The 21,654-nt window shown below is 63.2% G+C and carries 20 protein-coding genes; 11 read left to right on the top strand and 9 right to left on the bottom strand.

The features are described from left to right. The 6 genes from LB572_RS15495 (at position 1) to LB572_RS15470 (ending at position 7,116) form a co-directional block, all read left to right on the top strand. Entirely contained in the window at positions 1 to 345 is a 345-nt protein-coding gene (locus LB572_RS15495) for a hypothetical protein (RefSeq protein ID WP_412033564.1), read from the top strand. An 894-nt stretch (positions 346 to 1,239) separates the two neighbouring features. Beyond that, positions 1,240 to 4,161 (top strand): excinuclease ABC subunit UvrA, encoded by a 2,922-nt coding sequence (uvrA, locus tag LB572_RS15490; protein WP_224668311.1) that lies wholly within the window; start codon positions 1,240 to 1,242, stop codon positions 4,159 to 4,161. Then, positions 4,161 to 4,571: a DUF302 domain-containing protein gene (locus LB572_RS15485; protein WP_224668310.1), complete on the top strand. Its 411-nt coding sequence runs from the start codon at positions 4,161 to 4,163 to the stop codon at positions 4,569 to 4,571. The genes uvrA and LB572_RS15485 overlap by 1 nt, the downstream gene beginning before the upstream one ends. Further along, entirely contained in the window at positions 4,568 to 5,026 is a 459-nt protein-coding gene (locus tag LB572_RS15480; RefSeq protein ID WP_224668309.1) for a GNAT family N-acetyltransferase, read from the top strand. Before LB572_RS15485 ends, LB572_RS15480 begins: the two co-directional genes overlap by 4 nt. 27 nt (positions 5,027 to 5,053) lie before the next feature. Next, complete coding sequence (locus LB572_RS15475; protein WP_224668308.1) at positions 5,054 to 5,857, top strand: DUF72 domain-containing protein; 804 nt, start codon at positions 5,054 to 5,056, stop codon at positions 5,855 to 5,857. A gap of 113 nt (positions 5,858 to 5,970) precedes the next feature. Beyond that, complete coding sequence (locus LB572_RS15470; RefSeq protein ID WP_140807316.1) at positions 5,971 to 7,116, top strand: sensor domain-containing diguanylate cyclase; 1,146 nt, start codon at positions 5,971 to 5,973, stop codon at positions 7,114 to 7,116. 23 nt (positions 7,117 to 7,139) lie between these two features. Here the strand turns inward: LB572_RS15470 and LB572_RS15465 are convergent, their stop codons facing one another. From LB572_RS15465 to urtA, 6 genes are all read right to left on the bottom strand, one after another. Further along, positions 7,140 to 7,316 carry a hypothetical protein gene (locus LB572_RS15465; protein WP_181179699.1) on the bottom strand — a complete coding sequence of 59 codons (177 nt, stop codon included), beginning with the start codon at positions 7,314 to 7,316 and terminating at the stop codon, positions 7,140 to 7,142. Between the two features lie 420 nt (positions 7,317 to 7,736). Beyond that, a complete protein-coding gene (gene urtE, locus LB572_RS15460) occupies positions 7,737 to 8,432 on the bottom strand; it encodes an urea ABC transporter ATP-binding subunit UrtE (RefSeq protein WP_224668307.1) in 696 nt (231 codons plus the stop codon). Between the two features lie 70 nt (positions 8,433 to 8,502). Beyond that, positions 8,503 to 9,249, bottom strand: coding sequence for an urea ABC transporter ATP-binding protein UrtD (gene urtD, locus LB572_RS15455; RefSeq protein ID WP_140807318.1), 747 nt, complete (start codon positions 9,247 to 9,249; stop codon positions 8,503 to 8,505). 6 nt (positions 9,250 to 9,255) lie between these two features. Beyond that, complete coding sequence (gene urtC / locus LB572_RS15450; protein WP_224668306.1) at positions 9,256 to 10,479, bottom strand: urea ABC transporter permease subunit UrtC; 1,224 nt, start codon at positions 10,477 to 10,479, stop codon at positions 9,256 to 9,258. Next, positions 10,476 to 12,092 carry an urea ABC transporter permease subunit UrtB gene (gene urtB, locus LB572_RS15445; protein ID WP_224668305.1) on the bottom strand — a complete coding sequence of 539 codons (1,617 nt, stop codon included), beginning with the start codon at positions 12,090 to 12,092 and terminating at the stop codon, positions 10,476 to 10,478. Before urtB ends, urtC begins: the two co-directional genes overlap by 4 nt. 115 nt (positions 12,093 to 12,207) lie before the next feature. Then, positions 12,208 to 13,518: an urea ABC transporter substrate-binding protein gene (gene urtA, locus LB572_RS15440; RefSeq protein ID WP_140807321.1), complete on the bottom strand. Its 1,311-nt coding sequence runs from the start codon at positions 13,516 to 13,518 to the stop codon at positions 12,208 to 12,210. Positions 13,519 to 13,821: 303 nt separating this feature from the next. Here urtA and LB572_RS15435 point away from each other — a divergent pair, with 303 nt between their 5' ends. Further along, on the top strand, positions 13,822 to 14,211 hold the full coding sequence (locus tag LB572_RS15435) for a hypothetical protein (protein WP_140807322.1): 390 nt from the start codon (positions 13,822 to 13,824) through the stop codon (positions 14,209 to 14,211). 154 nt (positions 14,212 to 14,365) lie between these two features. Here LB572_RS15435 and LB572_RS15430 read toward each other — a convergent pair whose 3' ends face one another. The 3 genes from LB572_RS15430 to LB572_RS15420 form a co-directional block, all read right to left on the bottom strand. Continuing rightward, positions 14,366 to 15,937, bottom strand: coding sequence for a GMC family oxidoreductase (locus LB572_RS15430; RefSeq protein WP_224668304.1), 1,572 nt, complete (start codon positions 15,935 to 15,937; stop codon positions 14,366 to 14,368). Between the two features lie 47 nt (positions 15,938 to 15,984). Then, positions 15,985 to 16,533, bottom strand: a complete 549-nt coding sequence (locus LB572_RS15425; RefSeq protein WP_140807324.1) for a gluconate 2-dehydrogenase subunit 3 family protein — start codon at positions 16,531 to 16,533, stop codon at positions 15,985 to 15,987. Positions 16,534 to 16,609: 76 nt separating this feature from the next. Next, entirely contained in the window at positions 16,610 to 17,005 is a 396-nt protein-coding gene (locus tag LB572_RS15420; protein WP_224668303.1) for a VOC family protein, read from the bottom strand. Between the two features lie 343 nt (positions 17,006 to 17,348). Between LB572_RS15420 and LB572_RS15415 the strand changes: the two genes are divergently transcribed. The 4 genes from LB572_RS15415 (at position 17,349) to LB572_RS15400 (ending at position 21,653) form a co-directional block, all read left to right on the top strand. After that, positions 17,349 to 17,654, top strand: coding sequence for a ribbon-helix-helix domain-containing protein (locus LB572_RS15415; protein WP_040987133.1), 306 nt, complete (start codon positions 17,349 to 17,351; stop codon positions 17,652 to 17,654). A 388-nt stretch (positions 17,655 to 18,042) separates the two neighbouring features. After that, on the top strand, positions 18,043 to 18,669 hold the full coding sequence (locus LB572_RS15410) for a gluconate 2-dehydrogenase subunit 3 family protein (RefSeq protein WP_318014038.1): 627 nt from the start codon (positions 18,043 to 18,045) through the stop codon (positions 18,667 to 18,669). A gap of 3 nt (positions 18,670 to 18,672) precedes the next feature. After that, positions 18,673 to 20,439 carry a GMC family oxidoreductase gene (locus tag LB572_RS15405; RefSeq protein WP_140807326.1) on the top strand — a complete coding sequence of 589 codons (1,767 nt, stop codon included), beginning with the start codon at positions 18,673 to 18,675 and terminating at the stop codon, positions 20,437 to 20,439. Further along, a complete protein-coding gene (locus LB572_RS15400; RefSeq protein WP_224668302.1) occupies positions 20,436 to 21,653 on the top strand; it encodes a cytochrome c in 1,218 nt (405 codons plus the stop codon). The genes LB572_RS15405 and LB572_RS15400 overlap by 4 nt, the downstream gene beginning before the upstream one ends. Position 21,654 lies beyond the last annotated feature (1 nt).

The raw sequence follows: 21,654 nt of genomic DNA, 5'->3' as shown, positions 1-21,654 counted from the left end.
ATGCGCGGCAATTTGATCGTCGCGCGTCTGGCATCGCTCCAGGCGCGTCCCTATAGTCCGCATATGACCAATCCGCTCCAGCCCAGGCATTTCTACGCCGCCCTCGCCGCGTTTGCCGCCGCGCTTGTTGCCGGCACCGCGCTCGCCGATGACAACTCGTCGCAGAAACTGCCCGGCGTCAGCAGCGACTACCGCATCGCCAAGCCGGCGCCGCAACCGGAACCGGACGACGCGCAGCCCGCCGGCAGCGATGGCTCCTTCAAGATCGGCAACACCGATGTCAGGATCAGCGGCAGCATAACGATCGATATGGCGACGGGCGGCATGAAGGTGCCGAACCACTGATAATCCTGCACAGAAATTTTATCGGATTGGCTGATACCTGTCAGCGCAATCCACACGACTGTGGCGATTGACTAAAGCGCCTCTCGACGTTGCGACGACTCCGGCCAACTGCGAACTTGTCATGACCGCAAAAAATGTAAGCCCCATCCCTGCTGTGCAGATGGATGGGGCTTCATGGATCTGAAATCCAACTTTAGCCGGGAGTGGACTGCCGGCGTTCTGTTTCGGATGCACCGCGGCTTTCAGCCGACGATCCGACTACGGTCTCTGATTGTTGGGATTCGGCAAGTCACGGTTTGTCGGGCTGGCGTTTCAAGTCTGCCCTGGCACTTATGCCCGCCGCGGCTCCATCTCGGTGTGGAGCCTCAAGGGACTGTCCGGTGGCGTCATGCTCCGCTCCTGGGTCCGTTGCGACAATGTCGTTCGAAGCGCAAATCGCTATCACCTGCGGCGTCTCGCAGGCCGCCTGTTGGGCGGCGAGGCCATCGAAAGACGGCCGGCTTCGTTGACGCTTTCGAGACTGCTCCCCTGGGCCCGGGACGTCAACCGTTGAATAGCCGGTTACCGAAAAATGTGATCGCCTGAACGTGCAGGTAAGTCCAGCGCCTCTGTGGATCAAGCGGCCGGCATCCGTGGCATTTGTTTCCCCGGTGCATGTGGCGATTGTTTCCACAGCGCTTGACGCGATTGTTTCCACAACGCTTTGTCAGGAGCGTGTTCGGCCTTTGTTCTTTCCGCTTGCCCACCCGCGCGAAAGGCGGTTAAACCCGTAATCGGCTTCTTCCGTCGAGATTGTGGCGTCTCTCGACGTGGCGGCGAAAATACCTACATAGGGGATGGCCGGGACGAACCCGCCCAATCCAGCAAATTCCAGATCTGAGGCGGCGACCGGCGATGGCCGACCATAAATACCTTTCCATTCGCGGGGCGCGCGAACACAATCTCAAGAACGTCGATCTCGACCTGCCGCGCGACAGCCTGATCGTCATGACTGGCCTGTCGGGATCCGGCAAGTCGTCGCTCGCCTTCGACACCATCTATGCCGAGGGCCAGCGCCGCTATGTCGAAAGCCTGTCGGCCTATGCCCGCCAGTTCCTCGAGATGATGCAGAAGCCGGACGTCGACCAGATCGACGGCCTGTCGCCCGCCATCTCGATCGAGCAGAAGACGACGTCGAAGAACCCGCGCTCGACGGTCGGCACGGTCACCGAGATCTACGACTATATGCGCCTCTTGTTCGCGCGTGTCGGCATTCCCTATTCGCCGGCCACCGGCCTGCCGATCGAGAGCCAGACGGTCAGCCAGATGGTCGACCGCGTGCTGGCGCTGGACGAAGGCACCCGCCTGTTCCTGCTGGCGCCGATCGTGCGCGGCCGCAAGGGCGAGTACCGCAAGGAACTGCTGGAACTGCAGAAGAAGGGGTTCCAGCGCGTCAAGGTCGACGGCACCTTCTACGAGATCGCCGACGTGCCGGCGCTGGACAAGAAATACAAGCACGACATCGACGTGGTCGTCGACCGCATCGTCGTGCGTGGCGATCTGGCGACGCGGCTCGCGGATTCGATGGAAACGGCGCTCAAGCTCGCCGAAGGGTTGGCCGTGGCCGAGTTCGCCGACCGGCCGCTCGACGCCAGCCTGACCGGTGACGACGCCGTCAACAAGTCGAAGAACGAGACGCATGAGCGCATCCTGTTCTCGGAGAAATTTGCCTGCCCGGTGTCCGGCTTCACTATCCCGGAGATCGAGCCCCGGCTGTTCTCCTTCAACAATCCGTTCGGCGCCTGCCCGACCTGCGATGGCCTCGGCAGCCAGCGCGCCATCGATCCCAACCTCGTCGTGCCCGACGAAAACCTTACGCTGCGCCACGGCGCCATCAGCCCGTGGGCGAAGTCGACCTCGCCCTATTACGCGCAGACGCTGGAGGCGCTCGGCAAGACCTATGGCTTCAAGCTCGGCGACAAGTTCAAGGATCTGAGCGCGGAGGCTAAAGAAGCCGTGCTGCATGGCACCGGCGAGCGCGAGATCACGTTCCAGTATGACGACGGCCTGCGCTCCTACAAGACCACCAAGACTTTCGAAGGTGTGATCCCCAATCTCGACCGGCGCTGGAAGGAAACCGAATCCGCCTGGATGCGCGAGGAGATCGAGCGCTTCATGTCGGCCACCCCCTGCCCCGCCTGCAACGGCTACCGGCTGAAGCCCGAGGCGTTGGCGGTGAAGATCGGCGGCAAGCACATTGGCGAAGTCACCGAGCAGTCGATCCGCAAGGCCGACCAGTGGTTCACCGATCTGCCCGCCCAGCTCAACGACAAGCAGAACGAGATCGCGGTCCGCGTGCTCAAGGAAATCCGCGAGCGGCTGCGCTTTCTCAACGACGTCGGCCTCGATTACCTGACCCTGTCGCGCAATTCCGGCACGCTGTCGGGAGGCGAGAGCCAGCGCATCCGGCTCGCCTCGCAGATCGGCTCGGGCCTGACCGGCGTGCTCTATGTGCTGGACGAGCCGTCGATCGGCCTGCACCAGCGCGACAATGCGCGCCTGCTCGATACGCTGAAGCATCTGCGCGACATCGGCAACACGGTGATCGTCGTCGAGCATGACGAGGACGCCATCCTGCACGCCGACTATGTCGTCGACATCGGTCCGGCGGCCGGCATCCATGGCGGCCACGTCATCGCGCAAGGCACGCCACAGCAGATCATGGCCACACCCGCCTCGATCACCGGCAAGTACCTGTCGGGCGAGCTCGAAGTGGCCACGCCCGCGGTTCGCCGCGAAGCGAAGAAGAACCGGCGCATCAAGGTGGTCGGCGCGCGCGGCAACAATTTGAAGAACGTGACGGCGGAGATCCCGCTCGGCACCTTCACGGCGGTCACCGGCGTGTCCGGCGGTGGCAAGTCGACCTTCCTGATCGAGACGCTGTTCAAGGCGGCCTCGCGTCGCATCATGGGCTCGCGCGAGCATCCGGCAGAGCATGACCGCATCGAGGGGCTGGAATTCCTCGACAAGGTCATCGACATCGACCAGTCGCCCATTGGGCGAACCCCGCGCTCCAACCCGGCGACCTATACGGGCGCCTTCACGCCGATCCGCGACTGGTTCGCGGGCCTCCCCGAAGCCAAGGCGCGCGGCTATCAGCCGGGCCGCTTCTCCTTCAACGTCAAGGGCGGCCGCTGCGAGGCCTGCCAGGGCGACGGCGTCATCAAGATCGAGATGCACTTCCTGCCCGATGTCTACGTCACCTGCGACGTCTGCCACGGCAAGCGCTACAACCGCGAGACGCTGGACGTGATGTTCAAGGGCAAGTCGATCGCCGACGTGCTCGACATGACGGTCGAGGAAGGCGTCGACTTCTTCTCTGCGGTGCCCGGCGTGCGCGACAAGCTGGAGACGCTGAAACAGGTCGGCCTCGGCTACATCCATATCGGCCAGCAGGCGACGACGCTTTCGGGCGGCGAAGCGCAGCGCATCAAGCTCGCCAAGGAACTGTCGCGCAAGGCGACCGGCAAGACGCTCTACATCCTCGACGAGCCGACCACCGGCCTGCATTTCCACGACGTCGCCAAGCTCTTGGAAGTGCTGCACGAGCTGGTCGACCAGGGCAACACGGTGGTGGTCATCGAGCACAATCTCGAGGTGATCAAAACCGCCGACTGGGTGCTCGATCTCGGCCCCGAGGGTGGCGACGGCGGCGGCGAGCTGGTCGCGTCGGGCACGCCGGAGGCCATCGTGCGCGAGAAGCGCAGCTACACCGGTCAGTTCCTCAAGGAGCTTCTGGAGCGCCGCCCCGGAGGCAAGCGCGAAGCGGCGGAGTGATGACGGAAAACGGCCTCGTTTCCGTCGAAAGCCGTTTCGGCGTGGCCGAAACCATCGACCGATTGGTCGACACGGTGACGCGTGCCGGATTGCGCGTCTTCGCTCGCGTCGACCATGCCGCCGGCGCGCGTGAGGTCGGAGCGGCGCTTCGCCCGACGGAATTGTTGATCTTCGGCCATCCGAAGGGCGGCACGCCGTTGATACAGGATCGCCAGTTGGCCGGTATCGACCTGCCGATCAAGGCGCTGGCCTGGGAGGACGAGCAAGGCAAGGTCTGGCTGTCCTACAACGACGCGCATTGGCTGGCCGAGCGCCATGGTCTTGGCGATGCCAGCCGCGATGCCGTCGCGGCGATTGCCACCGGCATGAAAAAGGTTGTCGCGGCCGCTGCTGGAGTGGATCAATCGTGAGACTGGCCCGCCTCGACGATATCGCCGCCGTTGTCGCTCTGAGTGCGAATGCCTATGCGCCTTACACGCCCATCTTTGGTGGACCGCCTGTCCCAGTCACCGAGGATTACGCGCCGCGCATCGAGCGTGGCGAAGTCTGGCTGCTGGAAGAAGACTCAAACCTCGCCGGATTGATCGTGCTCGAGCATCATCCCGACCACGCCATGATCTTCAGCGTCGCCGTCGCGCCGGCCTTCCAGGGCAGGAAGCTCGGCATCAGATTGCTCGGCTTCGCCGACGAGCAGGCGCGGTCATGGGGCGTGCCGGAGGTGCGGCTCTACACAAATTCGCGCATGGAGCGGAACATCGCGCTCTATTCCGCCTACGGCTATCGCGAAACGGGTCGCCGGCCTAACCCGTACCGGCCAGGGTGGATCCTGGTCGACATGGTGAAGACGGTCGACCGAGCGGCCTGACCGCATTTTGAACGGAGGAGGAAGACAATGAGCCAAGGAACGATCCGCTCCGGCATGGGCGGCTGGACTTTCGAGCCCTGGGACACCTCCTTCTATCCGGAGAAGCTCGCCAAGGCCAAGCAACTGCAATACGCCAGCCGCCAGGTACCGAGCATCGAAGTCAACGGCACCTATTATTCCAGCTTCAAGGAGCCGACTTTCGTCAAATGGGCCAACGAAGCGCCGGAGGGCTTCGTCTTCTCGCTCAAGGGCAACCGCTTCGTCACCAACCGCCGCGTGCTCGGCGAAGCCGGCGAATCGATGATGCGCTTCCTCGGCTCCGGCGTCGCCGCGCTCGGCGAGAAGCTCGGTCCGATCCTGTGGCAATTCGCGCCGACCAAGAAATTCGACGCCGACGATTTCGAAGCTTTCCTCAAACTCCTGCCCGAGCAGCAGGATGGCGTGCCTTTGCGCCATGCGCTGGAAGTGCGCCACGACAGCTTCATCGTGCCGGAATTCCCGGCGCTCGCCCGAAAATACAAAGCCGCGATCGTCTATGCCGACCACGCCAAATATCCGGCGATCGCCGACGTCACCGGCGATTTCGTCTATGCGCGGCTGCAGATAGGCAGCGACGACAACCCCGATTGCTACACGCCGAAAGGCCTCGACGAATGGGCGGGACGGGTGAAGACCTGGGCGCAAGGCAAGCAGCCGGCCGACCTGCCGCGCGCCGATCCCAAGACCGATGCGCCGGTCCAGCCGCGCGACGTGTTCGCTTACTTCATCACCGAAGGCAAGGTGCGCGCGCCGTTCGGCGCCATGGCGCTGATGAAGCGGATGGCAGGCTGATAAGGGGCGAATGCCGCAATCTTCGCGGCGATCGTAACGCAATCGATACTTCCTTGCTGCACTAATGGACCTACGTCAGGTTGCAGAAGCCCGGCGCCGGCAAGGACGCGTGCATGCTGCTCGACTACAACTCATTGCTTCTGGCCGTCGGCTTCTCCGCCGCCTGCCTCAGCCTCACGCTGTTCGGAACCTGGCTGGCCGCGCGCTCCGACAGGTTCCTGCTGACCTGGGCAATCAGCGTGCTGGTCGTGGTGGTCGAAGTCTTTGTCTACGACGCCTATATCGAGAGGCCCGGAACGGCCCTTGGCGTGGCGACACTGGCGCTGTTGCTGCTCGGCTTCTCGGTCATGCTGGGCGCCGCCCATCAATTCAGGACAAGACGTTCGCCTTTGCCGCTTATCGCGCTCGGCGCCGGCATTTCCTATGCTCTCGCGCTGCCGCCGATGGCGTTCGGCTATGACGGTTTGGGATTCATGCTGGAAAACGCGCTGGCCGCGCTGCTGCTGTTCGGCACGGCGTATGAATATTGGCGGGGCCGCGCGGAAGCGCCCGTTCATCTCATCGGCGTGGCGCTGCTCTATTCGCTGACGGCCGCGTCCTTCGTGGCATGCGCGGCCGTGCTGGCATGGGACGGCAGGCTGGTCCTCGGCCATGCGCCGAGCAATTGGGCGGAGGATCTGAGTCTCGTCATCGTCATCGCCTCCATGACCGGCATCGGCGCCTTGTCGCTGGCGCTCAACCAGGGGCGGCTTGCCCGCCATCATCAGCGAGAAGCGCAAACCGATGCGCTAACCGGGCTGCTCAACCGCCGCGCTTTGTTCGACCTGCACGGCAAAAAGCCCGTCGGCGCTTTCACGGCTGTGGTGGTGTTCGACCTCGACGGTTTCAAGGCAATCAACGACCAGTTCGGCCACGCTGCGGGAGACCAGGTGCTGAAGGTCTTTGCCGAAGTGCTCTCTGCCGATCTGCGCCCGCACGACTCCGTCGCCCGCATGGGCGGCGAGGAATTCGCCATGGTGTTGAGGCGCACCTTGCCCGAGGCCGCCGAGGCCACAGCCGAACGTGTCAGGGCCGCGTTCGCCGCACGTGCGGTCGAGACCGAGACCGGGCCGCTGCGCTGCACGGTCAGCGCCGGCTTCGCATTTGGAAGCACAGATAGCATGAGCTTCGACAAAGTGCTCAGCGCCGCCGACAAGGCGCTCTATGCCGCCAAGCGCGGCGGCCGCAACCGCGTCCTTGATTTCCGCCGCGCCGGTTGAGTTTTACCGCCGCGTGCGAACTCTCAATGGTGTGAGATCACGTCATTGAAGGCGTCGAGATCGACGTAGAAGACCTTGGTCATTTCGCCCAGCAGATCATCCTCGTCATAGCCTTGCGACATCAGGATGTTGATCGCGGTCATGATATCGACGCGATCGGTGAGCCGCCGCTTCTGGTAGTCCTCGACAAAACGTTCCATCGCCATCCCCTGGCACGAATCTTTTTGGACGCGTTGACCGACAATCACTGCGGGGAAAGCTAGGCAGGCTTGCTTGCGTGGAACTTGCGGGCGGTGTGCGCGCCTTCCCCCTCATTCGCGACTGGTACGGAAAGCGGCCGACTCACCAAGGCCAGGAAAAGACTAGCATGCGATGTTCGACGCACCAGAGCCGCCGAACACTTCGTCATCCTTGGGCGTAGCGACGCGGAGGGAGCGAAGACCCAGGGATCCATGCCGTTACTTGGACGCGTCACCAACGGTGCGGAATTTGGGGTGGTAGGAGCGAGGTTGAATGGCCAATATTCCGCACCGCCGCATCCGGCATCGGTCATGGCATGGATCCTTGGGTCTACGCGGCGTCGCCACGCTCCTTGCTTTGCTCAAGGATGACGACCGGCGCTATACCGTCAGGAACTTCCGCACATCCGCCCGGTCGAGATCCTCGGCTGGCCCGGTATGCACGATCTGGCCGCGATCCATGATGTTGACCTCGTCGGCAAGTTCCCGGCAGAAGTCGAGATACTGCTCGACCAGAAGCACGGCGATCCCCGCCCGGTCGCGCAGGTAGCGTATGGCGCGGCCGATATCCTTGATGATCGAAGGCTGGATGCCTTCGGTCGGCTCGTCGAGCACCAGGAGTTTCGGCCGCATCACCAGCGCCCGGCCTATGGCGAGTTGCTGCTGCTGCCCGCCGGAAAGGTCGCCACCACGGCGGCCCAGCATCTGCTTCAAGACCGGAAACAGCTCGAAGACATGTGCTGGAACATTACGGTCCGCGCGCCTGAGTGGCGCGAAGCCGGATTCCAGATTCTCGCGCACCGTCAGCAGCGGAAAGATCTCCCTGCCCTGCGGCACGAATGCGATGCCCGACCGGGCGCGATCATACGCCGCGCTCCGGTCGAGCGCCTTCCCCTCGAAGGCAACGCTTCCGCTCGTCAGCCGGTGATGGCCGACGATCGATCTCATCAAACTGGTCTTGCCGACGCCGTTGCGGCCGAGCACGCAGGTGATCTTGCCGGCACCCGCCTTCAGCGAGACGCCGCGCAGCGCCTGGGCGGCGCCGTAGTGAAGCGTGGCATTGGAGACTTCGAGCATGGTCAGCTCCTTCTCCAGCGCTTCAGGAAAGCGAAATCGAAACGGTAAAACGGAATCCGCCAGACCATGCTCATCGCCCCAGATAGACTTCGACGACACGCTCGTCCGCCGAGACGAAATCGAGCGTGCCCTCCGACAGCACCGAGCCCTCGTGCAGGCAGGTGACCTTGACGCCGAGCTCGCGCACGAAATGCATGTCGTGCTCGACGACGACGACCGAATGGTCGCGGGCGATGTCCTTGAGCAGCCGCGCGGTCTCCTCGGTCTCGGCATCGGTCATCCCGGCGACCGGTTCGTCGACGAGCAAGAGTTTTGGGTCCTGCGCCAGCAGCATGCCGATCTCCAGCCACTGCTTCTGGCCGTGGCTTAGATTGGCGGCGAGCTCGCCGCGTTTGTCGCCGAGCCGGATGACGCCGAGGATGTCGTCGATGCGCCGCGTCTCGGCCGCCGAGCGGCGATGGAAGAGCGCGGGGAAGATCGAGCGCGGACCTTTCAGCGCCAGCATCAGATTATCCTCGACGCTATGGCTCTCAAAGACGGTCGGCTTCTGGAACTTGCGGCCGATGCCCATCATGGCGATCTCGGCCTCGTCATGCCGGGTGAGATCGACCTGGCCGTCGAAGAACACCTCGCCTTCGTCCGGCCGCGTCTTGCCGGTGACGATGTCCATCATGGTCGTCTTGCCGGCGCCGTTGGGTCCGATGATCGCCCGCATCTCGCCTTTGTCGAGCACCAGCGACAGGTTGTTGATGGCGCGAAAGCCGTCGAAGGAAACCGAGACGCCGTCGAGATAGAGGATGGTGTTCGACTTGCTCATGATCGCTCACTCCGCCGGCTGCGGTTCGGCGCCGGCGGCGGACCAGGCACCCGGTGTCCTTGCCGCCGAGCGCACGATCCTCGGCTCCGGCGCCTGCGGATCGGCGCCGGCTTCAGCTGCGAGCGAAGCCGCGCGCAGCGCCTTGGCCTGGCTGCGCCAGGCATCCCACATGCCGACGACGCCCTTGGGCAAAAGCAGCGTGACGGCGACGAACAGCCCGCCCAGCGCGAACAGCCAGAATTCCGGCAGCACGCCGGTGAACCAGGATTTGCCGGCGTTGACGAGCAGCGCGCCGATAATCGGGCCGACGATGGTGCCGCGCCCGCCGACGGCGGTCCAGATCACCACCTCAATCGAGTTGGACGGCTCGAACTCACCAGGATTGATGATGCCGACCTGCGGCACGTAGAGCGCGCCGGCGATGCCGGCCATGATGGCCGAGACTGTGAAGGCGAAGAGCTTGACGTCCTCGGCCCGCCAGCCGAGGAAACGGGTGCGGCTCTCGGCATCGCGCACCGCCATCAGCAGCTTGCCGTATTTGGAACGCACGATCGCTGCCGCGACGAAGACGGCAAGCGCCAGCGTGACCGCGCTCGCCGCAAACAGCGCCGCACGCGTCGCGTCCGCCTGCACGCTGAAGCCGAGTATGTCCTTGAAATCGGTCAGGCCGTTGTTGCCGCCAAACCCCATGTCATTGCGGAAGAAGGCGAGCAGGAGCGCATAGGTCATCGCCTGTGTGATGATCGACAGATAGACGCCGGTAACGCGGCTGCGGAAGGCGAACCAGCCGAACACGAAGGCGAGCAGGCCCGGCACCGCAAGCACCATGAGCACCGCGAACCAGAAATGATCGAAGCCATGCCAGAACCAGGGCAGCTCCTTGTAGTTCAAGAACACCATGAAATCGGGCAGGATCGGATTGCCGTAGACGCCGCGCGAACCGATCTGGCGCATCAGATACATGCCCATCGCATAGCCGCCGAGCGCGAAGAAGGCGCCGTGGCCGAGCGAAAGGATGCCGCAATAGCCCCAGACCAGGTCGAGCGCGAGCGCCAGCAGCGCGTAGCAGAGATATTTGCCGACCAACGCCACGATATAGGACGGGATGTAAAAGGCGCTTTGCGGCGAGACCGCCAGGTTGAGCAGCGGCACGATGATGGCGGCTGCCAGCAGGGCGAGGATCGTGACGAGGATGCGGCGGTCGCCCGAAAAGAAGCGCTGCGCGATCATGCTTCCACCGCCCTGCCCTTCAGCGCGAACAGGCCGCGCGGCCGCTTCTGGATGAACAGGATGATCAGCACCAGGACGACGATCTTGCCGAGCACCGCGCCGGCATAGGGCTCGAGGAACTTGTTGACGATGCCGAGCGAGAAGGCGCCGACCAGCGTGCCCCATAGATTGCCGACGCCGCCGAAGACCACGACCATGAAACTGTCGATGATGTAGCCGCGGCCGAGATTGGGCGAGACATTGTCGATCTGGCTGAGCGCCACACCCGCGATGCCGGCAATGCCGGACCCGAGCGCGAAGGTCAGCGCATCGACCCATGGCGTCTTGATGCCCATCGAGGCGGCCATGCGGCGGTTGGCGGTGACGGCGCGCATCTGCAGGCCCCAGGGCGTGCGCTTCATGACGTAGAGCAGCACGCCGAACACCAGGAGCGCGAACACCAGGATCCACAGCCGGTTCCAGGTGATGGCCAGCTGGCCGATATCGAACGAACCCGACATCCAGGACGGGTTGCCGACCTCCTGGTTGGTCGGCCCGAAAATGCTGCGCACCGCCTGCTGCAGGATCAGCGAGACGCCCCAGGTGGCCAGAAGCGTTTCCAGCGGTCGCCCATAGAGGAAGCGAATGATGCCGCGTTCGATCGCCAGCCCGACCAGCCCCGCGACGAGGAAGGCGAGCGGCAGCGCGATGACCAGCGACCAGTCGAACAGGCCAGGGAACGAAGTGCGGATCACTTGCTGGACGACGAAGGTGGTATAGGCGCCGAGCATCACCATCTCGCCATGCGCCATGTTGATGACGCCCATGACGCCGAAGGTGATGGCAAGGCCGATCGCGGCCAGCAGCAGCACCGATCCCAGCGAAATGCCGTACCAGATGTTCTGGCCGGCATCCCAGAGCGCCAGCTTGGAGTCGATGTGGCCGATCGCGGCGGTGGCCGCGTCCTTGACCGTACCCTGGGCGCTCGCCTCGGCGGAGGTGAGCAACGAAAGCGCGTCGCGATCGCCGCGCGCCGCGATGACCGAGACGGCAGCGAGCTTGTCGGCTTCGGGCTTGTCGGACACCAGTACCGACGCCGCGCGCGCCTGCTCGAACAAAGCCTTGACGCCGAGATCGGTCTCCGCGGCGATCGCGGCATCGAGCGGCTCGATGTTCGCCGCGTCGGGCGTCTTGAACATGGTCGCGGCGGCGGCCAGGCGCACGCTCGCGTCCTTGGCCCGCAACGTCAGCGAGCCCAGAGTGTCGCGGATGGTGCGACGAAGCCCGTTGTTGACCTTTATCTTGGTGAGGTCGGTCTTGGCGGCGTCGGCTGCTTTTTCGCCGCTTAGGGGATCGAGCAATTCGATGCCGTCTCCCGCCTCCTTGCCGATAAAGACCTGGGAATCAGCCTTGCGGATATAGAGATTGCCATCGGCGAGCGCCGACAGCGGCTTTTCGACGGCGGAATCGCCGCTGGCCGCCAGCTCGCGCACGATCGCTTCGGTGGCCGAGAAATTGGCGGCTGTCGCGAATTTGGCGATGGTCGCGCGAAGATCGGCATCGGCGGCCTTCGACGGCAGCAGGCCTGCCATCGTCAGCAGCAGCGTCAAGCCAATCGCGCGCAACAGGATCATCAGCTTCAGCGGATCTCAAAGGTTTAGGTTTCTGCCCGGGCAGGACACGAAGGCCCCGCCCGGGCCGCGGTCTCGGATCGCAGGGCCACGCCGCGACCCGACAGACCTGGGAGGATCAGTTGGTGCCCTTGCCGCCGCACTTGCCGGTGGCGACGTTGAAATTTCCGCAGCTGAGCGGCGCGCGCCAATCGGAGATCAGGTTCTTGGAATCGGGCAGGTAGTCGGACCACTCGTCGCCCATGACCAGGCCAGGCGTCTGCGAGACGGTCTCGAACTGGCCATCGGCCTGGATCTCGCCGATCAGCACCGGCTTGGTGATGTGATGGTTGGGCATCATCGTCGAATAACCGCCGGTCAGGTTCGGCACCGAAACGCCGACCATGGCGTCGATGACCTTGTCCGGATCGGTGGTGCCAGCCTTCTCGACCGCCTTCACCCACATGTTGAAGCCGATGTAATGGGCTTCCATCGGGTCGTTGGTGGTGCGCTTGTCGTTCTTGATGAACTTGTGCCAGTCGTCGATGAACTTCTTGTTCTCCGGCGTGTCGACGCTTTCAAAGTAGTTCCAGGCGGCGAGATGGCCGACCAGCGGACCGGTGTCGAGGCCGGCCAGTTCTTCCTCGCCGACCGAGAAGGCCATGACCGGGATGTCCTCGGCCTTGATGCCTTGGTTGCCGAGTTCCTTGTAGAACGGCACGTTGGCGTCGCCGTTGACGGTCGAAACCACGGCCGTCTTCTTGCCGGCCGAGCCGAATTTCTTGATCGCAGAAACCTCGGTCTGCCAGTCGGAGAAGCCGAACGGCGTGTAGTTGACCATGATGTCCTCGGCCGGAACGCCCTTAGCCTTCAGATAGGCCTCGAGGATCTTGTTGGTGGTGCGCGGGTAGACATAGTCGGTGCCCTCGAGCACCCAGCGCTTCACCGAGCCGCCATCGGCGCTCATCAGATAATCGACCGCCGGGATGGCTTGCTGGTTCGGCGCCGCGCCGGTGTAGAAGACGTTGCGCTCGCTCTCCTCGCCCTCATACTGGACGGGGTAGAACAGGATGTTGTCGAGTTCCGAGAACACCGGCAGCACCGATTTGCGCGACACCGAGGTCCAGCAGCCGAACACCGCCGCGACCTTGTCCTTCGAGATCAGCTCGCGCGCCTTTTCGGCGAAGAGCGGCCAGTTGGACGCCGGATCGACGACCACCGCTTCCAGTTTCTTGCCGAGCAGGCCGCCCTTGGCGTTCTGCTCGTCGATCAGCATCAGCATGACGTCTTTCAGCGTCGTCTCCGAAATCGCCATGGTCCCCGACAGCGAATGGAGGATGCCGACCTTGATCGTGTCCTCGGCCGCCCTTGCGGAAGCCGACGCCAGCAGACCGGCCGCGACGACGCCCGCCGACAGGATTTTTGTTATTTTCGCGAAGTTACCCCTCATATGACACACTCCCAAGCATGGTTGTTTGCATCGCAACATAGACTGTGCAAGCGACGTGCCAGACGGGGATGGGTCGGGCGGAATTTCAGGATAGCGAAGAGATTACAATTGGTTACAAGGTAGCCGGAAACTTTCCGCATCCGCTGCGATGCAGCAGGTTGAGAAAAGTTTACGCAACGCTGCCTAGATTTTGCCCAAATTGTAAAAATGCTTAAACATTCATCATTCAGGCAAATCAGCCCGATTGGCCCTGTTGCAGGCTCACGACAAAATGGGGCAAGGTCGCAGCAAACGAGCAACGTGATGGCCCTGCGAACGATCCTGACTTTCCTGCTTCTCGTGTCCGCCGCCGGCGGCGCCCGCGCCGACTTCACCGACGGCAAGCTCCCTGACGGCGTCTATCACTGCGAGGTCTACCTGCTCGGCCTGTTCCTCAACCTCGGCGACATCACCATCAAGGGCAACCTCTATAGCGGCCCGGTGACCTTCGGCGCCGCGCCGCCGCCTTACAATTACCAGATGAACCCCAACGGCGAGATCAGCTGGCTTGGTCCGCTCGGCGGCTACACCAGCGGCGGCAATTCGATCTCGATGAGCCAGGCGACGCTGGACGACCCGAGCGGTCCCTCCTTCGACATCATCATGAAGCAGCAGGACGGCGCCTTCACGGCCTCGACCTGCACCAAAAGATAGCCCGCATAAAAAAGGCGCGGAACCCTCGCGGGTCCCGCGCCAGCAGGCAGTCGGGAGGACCAACGCAATTCCAGGAAAAGTGGGTGGCGGTTTTCCGTCCGGAATTGCGTCAAACAAAATAGCTGGAGCGGGTCGGCGGTTACGCCGAACCGCTTCAGATGGTCTTGGCCGACATCTGGGCTGCGATGTAGTCGGCCTGGCGGATCGCCAGCGTCACGATGGTCAGCGTCGGATTTTCCGCCGCGCCGCTTGTGAACTGGCTGCCGTCGGACACGAACAGGTTCTTGATGTCGTGCGACTGGCCGTGCTTGTTGACGACGCCGTCCTGCGGCTTCTCGCTCATCCGGTTGGTGCCGAGATTGTGGGTGGACGGATAAGGCGGCGTCGGGAAGGTCCTGGTCGCGCCGACGGCGGCATAGAGCGCCTGACCCTGCTTGTAGGCATGATCGCGCATCGCCTCATCGTTCGGGTGGTCGTCGAAATGGACGTCGGCGATCGGCATGCCGTGCTCGTCCTTCTCGTCCTTGTGCAGCGTGATGCGGTTCTCCTCGCGCGCCATGTCCTCGCCGACGATCCAAAGGCCCGCCATATGGTCGTAATGGTCGAGCGCCGTGGTGAAGGAGCGGCCCCAGCCGCCGGGGTTGAGGAAGGCCGCCATGAACGGCAGGCCGAGCGACAGCGTCTCCATCTCATAGCCGCCGACGAAGCCGCGCGAGGGGTCATGGCGCGCCTCGTCGCGGATGATGCCGGCCATGGTGGTGCCGCGATACATGTGCACCGGCTTGTCGAAGATGGCGTAGACCGAGCCGGTGGTATGGCGCATGTAGTTCTTGCCAACCTGCCCCGACGAGTTGGCGAGTCCATGCGGGAATTTGGACGATTCCGAATTGAGCAATAGGCGCGGGCTCTCGATCGAGTTGCCGGCGACCGCGACGATGCGGGCCTTCTGCTCCTGCAGCTTGCCGTCCTTATCGGCATAGACGACGCCGGTCACCTTGCCCGAAGCGTCATGGTTGATCTTGATCGCCATCGCGTTCGGCCGCACTTCCAGATGGCCGGTCGCCTCGCCCTTCGGGATTTCGGTGTAGAGCGTCGACCATTTGGCGCCCCATTTGCAGCCCTGGAAGCAGAAGCCGGTCTGCTGGCAGGAATTGCGGTCGTCGCGCTCCACCGAATTGATGGCCATGTTGCCGGTGTGGCATTCCTTGTAGCCGAGCTTGTCGGCGCCGGCCTTGAGCACCTTGAAGTTGTTGTTGCCGGGCAGCCGCGGCCAGTTGTTGGTGCCGGTCACGCCCATCTTGGCCTCGGCCTTGGCGTAATAGGGCTCCATCGCGGCCAGCGTCACCGGCCAGTCGAGAAGGTTCGCGCCCTTGACCTTGCCGTAGGTCGAGGCCGTCTTGAACTCATGCTCCTGGAAGCGCAGCGAGGCGCCTGCCCAGTGTGTGGTCGAGCCGCCGACCGACTTGACGATCCAGGCCGGCAGGTTCGGGAAATCCTTGGCAACCCGCCAGTCGCCCGAGGTGGTGCGCTTGTCCTTCCAGGCGAGCTGGGCAAAGGAATCCCACTCGTCGTTGATGAAGTCCTCATATTCGTGGCGGGCGCCCGCCTCGAGGATGACGACGTCGATGCCTTTCTGCGCCAACTCGTTGCCGAGCGTGCCGCCGCCGGCGCCGGAGCCGATGATGACGACCACGCCGTCGTTATTGAGATCAAATGATGCTGCCATGGTTTCCTCCCATGAATCTGTAGAAATACGGTTCGGAACAGAGCGGCTTACAGCCACTCGATGTCGTTGAAGCCGCGCGCGATGTAGCCGCCCTTGGAGTAGGATTCGCCTTCGTAGCCGAAGATCGGCCACACCTCCTTCTGGTTGTAGAGGCTGACGACAAGACCGCCGCGCACCGCCTGGAAGAACGGCGTCTTCTCGATGCCGGTGAGCAGCGCCACCCGCTCCTCTTCCCAGCCGAGCCCGCGATAGCCGCCCTTGCCGGCCTTCTTGTCGAGCTCGGCGATGCCTTTCTCGATCAACTCCTTGTGGGCCGGGTCCTTGGCGGCCGTCTCGTCGTGCCCCTTGACGGCAATGGCGTAATATTTGTCCGGCACCTGGTCGTGCGGATAGATGTCGCGCGCCATCTGGATGAGCGTCGCCATCGTCTCGGGCTTCAGCGTCGCGGTTTCCAGACCCCAGGCATGTTCTGGGCTGATGACGGCGCTGCCGGAGATGATGAGCAGCGCGCCCGCGCCGCCGCGCTTGAGAAGCTCGCGCCGCGAAAGCCCAATCTTCCTCTCATCGACCGGTTTCTTCTCGTATACTGTGACCATTGTTTCCTCCCTGCTTGCTGTTCGCACCCAAAGGGGTGCCGTTGCTGGCGCCGCGCCTATGCGCGGCCAATATCCCCTATTGGAAGCGCCCTCCCCGCTGCAGGACCTCGATCTTGTAGCCGTCGGGATCCTCGATGAAGAAGAAGCGGGCGATCAGCGCCCCGTCGTGGTTGAACTCGACGATCTTCTTCGGATTGAGACCGAGCGCGCCGATCCGGTCATGCTCGCTGTCGAGATCGGCGACCGAGACGGCAAGATGGCCGTAGCCGTCGCCGAGCGCATAGAGCTCGGTGCGTCCCTTGTTCACGGTCAACTCCACCTCGAAGGGCGAGCTGCCATTGCTGAGATAGACGAGCGTGAAGGTCTCGAAATCGAGCCGCTGCGCAACCTTGAGGCCGAACGCCTTGTTGTAGAAATCGATAGACCGCGCCTCGTCGAGAACCCTGATCATGGAATGGATCGTCTTCGCCAAATCGGACTCCGTGAGCTCTGCATGCTTTCGAAGCCGATTATGCGCGCTGGTGAAAAAAGGTGGTGGCAGCCGATTACCACGCGTGGAGCTGGAAAACGGCTAGTGTCGCTCCAGTTCTAGCTGCATGCCGCCCAAAAGTGTGCCGCGGTTTTGGGGAACGGCATGCAGCAAACGAAAGACTTAAAGCGCGTCGCGCCGAACGGTTTCGGCGACGCGCTTTCAGGACGAAAGTCCGATTGCCGTCGGCGGCTATCGGATCGAAGATTACAAGCGCAGGCAGTGTTCAAAAAAGGCGCCGGCTCGCTCAATCGGCGCCCAAGACAAACAACAACGGGAGGTACCGATGTGCAGAGTCTTTGCTGGGCAGGATCCGGAAGGCTACCGGCAGATCAACAGGTCGATCCGCATCGACGGCCATTCGACCAGCATCCAGCTAGAGGCGACATTCTGGGGTCTGCTTGACGAGATCGCCGAGAGCCAGGGACTGACGACCCCGAAATTCATCTCCAAGCTCTACGATGAGGCAATCGAGATCAACGGTCAGATCCCGAACTTCGCCTCCATGCTGCGCACGACCTGCGCGCTCTATCTGCGCGGCCACCGGCCCAACGCCGAGGACCAGGCTGCATTGAAGCGGGAAGCTGCCTGACCAGCGACGCGGGTTAATCCTGCTGGACAAGCCCAGGGCGTGGAACAATCCGCGCCGACGTATTATTGCGTCTATCTAAAACGCAGGCACAACGGACAACGACGACAGGCCCAACTCACGGTTGATGATTGGCTTGACGGACAGTCTATCTTTCCGCAGGCTGTCAACAAATCGAGCTATGCGGCTTAAAGATTACGCGATTTGTCATCTTTAACTTGGGAATAACTTCCCGAGGGGCACGTTTATTTTCGAGGGACCTAATATGAGCCATCGCTATCCTATCCGGGTGAATCGGCGTCTTTTCCTCTCCTCCGTTGCTATGCTCACGATCACCGCTCCAGCGGTGAGCCTTGCGCGAACCATCTCAGGCGCGCTGCCCTGGGAGCCCATGACTTCGGATCCGCCGATGCAGGTGGTCCCGGGAGGATGGCAGTTCTTCACGCCGCAGGAGGCGGCTCTGGTCGAGGCCATCGTCGACAGGCTCATCCCGCATGACGACCTCAGCATCGGCGGCAAGGAAGCCGGCTGCGCCGTCTACATCGACCGGCAGTTGGTGGGCGCCTTCGGGACATCGAGCCGGCTCTACACGCAAGGGCCGTTCAAGCCGGCATTGCCGACACAAGGCTACCAGGGCGAAGCCAACCCGGCGCAGCGCTATCGCGCCGGACTTGCGGCCATCGACGCATTCCTCAAGCAACGCGACGGCAAGACGTTCGTGGAGCTCAAGCCCGAGGATCAGGATGCGTTCCTGACCGCGATGGAGACGGGCAAGATCGAGCTGCCCAATGGGGTCAAGGGCCCTGGATTCTTCGGACTAATGCTGCAGAACACGATGGAAGGCTTCTTCGCCGACCCGGTCTATGGCGGCAACAAGGACATGGTGTCGTGGCGCATGCTTGGCTTTCCGGGTGCCCGCTACGACTACCGCGATCACGTCGCCAAGCACAATCAGCCCTACCCGCAGCCGCCGGTTTCGATCACCGGGCGCCCGGAATGGCTCGGCAAGGGAGCTTGATCCATGACGAAGATACTGCCCCGAAAGGATGTCGTCATCGTCGGCCTCGGTTGGACGGGCGCGATCCTTGCCAATGAGCTGACGGATCAGGGATTGGACGTGCTTGCCATCGAGCGCGGTCCCTGGCGGGATACCGCGACCGACTTCAACATCGGCTATGCGCAGGATGAGTTGCGCTACTCGATCCGTCGCGACCTCTTCCTGCAGCCGGTCGTCGAAACCATGACGATGCGCAACGACCCCTCGCAGACGGCGCTGCCAATGCGCGATTTCGGCTCTTTCCTGCCGGGCAACGGCGTCGGCGGCGCCGGTGTCCATTGGAACGGCCACACCTGGCGGTTCTGGGATTCCGACTTCAAGACCAAGACCAATCTGACGAATAAATATGGCGCCGCCCGGATAGCCGACCTCCAGGTCGAGGACTGGGGCGTCACCGGCGCCGATATGGAGCCTTATTACGACCAGTTCGAGTATCTGGCCGGGATCTCGGGCAAGGCCGGCAACATCAAGGGCCAATTGCAGGAAGGCGGCAATCCGTTCGAGGACCCGCGGGCGCGCGATTACCCGAACCCGCCGATGCAGATGACCTACGCGCCCACCCTGTTTGCCGAGGCTGGCAGGTCGATGGGATTGCATCCGTTCCCGACCCCGTCGGCGAACATGTCGCGCGCCTACACAAATCCACTCGGCATCACGCTTGGCCAATGCACGTTCTGCGGTTTCTGCGAACGCTTCGGCTGCGCCAACTACTCCAAGTCGAGCGCCCAGACGACCATCCTGCCGGTGCTGATGAAGAAGGCCAATTTCGAGGTCCGCACCGACAGCGAAGTGCTGCATGTCGACCTTGCCTCCGGCGGTAAGTCCGCGCGCGGCGTGACCTACATTGACTCCTCCGGCGAGGAATATTTCCAGCCGGCCGATCTCGTGCTTCTGTGCGCCTACGGCCTGCACAATGTGCGGCTGATGATGCTGTCCGGTATCGGCAAGATCTATGATCCTAACACCGCCGAAGGAACGGTCGGACGCAACTATTGCTACCAGACCAATGCCGGCGTGCAGGTGTTCTACGACGACAAGAACTTCAACCCTTTCATCGCAGCCGGCGCGCTCGGACAGACGATCGACGACTTTAATGGCGACGCCTTCGACCACGGCGGCCTCGACTTCGTCGGCGGCGCCGGCATCAACTGCATTCCGACCAATGGCCGCCCGATCGGCACGCGCCCCACTCTGCCCGGCACCCCGAAATGGGGCAGCGCCTGGAAGAAGGCGACCGTCCAGGGCTACAAAAGCACGCTTGGCTTCTCCTCGCAGGGAAGCAGCTACGCCACGCGCACCAACTACCTCGACCTCGATCCGACCTATAAGGACCGCTTCGGCCGACCGCTGATGCGCATGACCTTCGATTTCCCGGACAACGACATCCGCATGTCGAACTATCTCTGCGACCGCATGGAGGAGATCGCCAAGAAGCTCGGCGGCAAGCAATACGCCGTCGGCCGGCGCAAGAAGGGCTGGGACAGCGTGCCGTACCAGAGTACGCACAACACCGGCGGCGCGATCATGGGGACCGACCCCAAGCGCAGCGCCGTCAACGTCTTCCTGCAGAGCTGGGACGTGCCGAACGTCTTCGTCATCGGCGCTTCGGCCTTCCCGCAGAACGCGGGCAAGAATCCGACGGGAACCGTGGGCGCGCTGGCTTTCCGCGCCGCCGATGCCATCCGCAACCATTATCTGCGCAATCCGGGCGCGCCGTTGGTGCAGGCATGAGGACGCTCGCGCTCACCCTTGCGGCAGGCCTCGCTACCTTGGCCTGGACCTGCGCCATCGCTGCCGACCAGGCGGACCAGATCATTCGCGGCCAGTATCAGGCCGTGCTCGGCGATTGCGCCGGTTGCCATACAAGGCCCGGCGGCAAGCCCCTGGCCGGCGGCCTGCCGCTCGAAACGCCGTTCGGCGCCCTGATCCCGCCAAACATCACCCCCGACAGCGAGACCGGAATCGGCAACTGGAGCGAGGCCGATTTCCGCAACATGATGAAGACCGGCATCGGTCACAATGGCGTGCGGCTTTATCCGGCGATGCCCTACCCGGCCTACACCAGGATGACCGACCAGGACATTTCCGATCTATGGGCTTATCTCACCACGGTTGACCCGATCTCGAACAAGGTCGAAGCCAACCAGTTGCCGTTCCCGCTGAACATCCGGCTCAGCATGTGGGGCTGGAATCTGCTCAACTTCAGCGAGACACCCTTCACACCGGATCCATCCAAGCCGGCGGAATGGAACCGCGGCGCCTATATCGTCCAGGGGCCAGGTCATTGCGGCACCTGCCACACGCCGAAATCCTTCCTCGGCGCCGACAAGGACAGCGTCTTCCTGCAGGGCGCGTCGCTGCAGGGCTGGTTCGCGCCCGACATCACCAACAATGCGCAATCCGGTCTCGGAAAATGGTCCGAGGACGATCTGATCCAGTACCTCAAGACCGGCGTCAACGCGCATTCGATCGCGTCTGGCCCAATGGCGGAGGCAGTCGAGAACTCGACCTCGAAGATGACCGACGCGGACCTGAAGGCCGTCGTCGTCTATCTGAAGGGCCTTGGCTCGGATGCGGGCGCCGCCCAACCGGCAAAACCCGATCAGGCAAGGATGGTGGCGGGAGAGGCCATCTACCGCGACAATTGCTCGGCCTGCCACGGCGGTGACGGCTCGGGCGCCGGCGCCCTGTTCCCGGCGCTGACCGGCAACTCGATCATTGCGCAGGACAATACGGAGACGCTGGCGCGGCTGGTCCTGGCGGGAAGCCAGGCCGTGCATACGGAACACGCGCGGACAACCCCGGCAATGCCCTCTCTGGCCTGGCGCTTGAACGACCAGCAGGTCGCCGACGTGTTGACCTATGTCCGCAACAGCTGGGGTAACGCCGCTCCGGCGGTTTCATCCGGCGACGTGGCTGCCGTGCGCAAGGAATTGACGCAATAAT

The organism is Mesorhizobium sp. BH1-1-5 (assembly GCF_020165615.1).
Lineage (GTDB): Bacteria > Pseudomonadota > Alphaproteobacteria > Rhizobiales > Rhizobiaceae > Mesorhizobium.
This window is presented reverse-complemented; position numbering and strand designations above follow the sequence as displayed.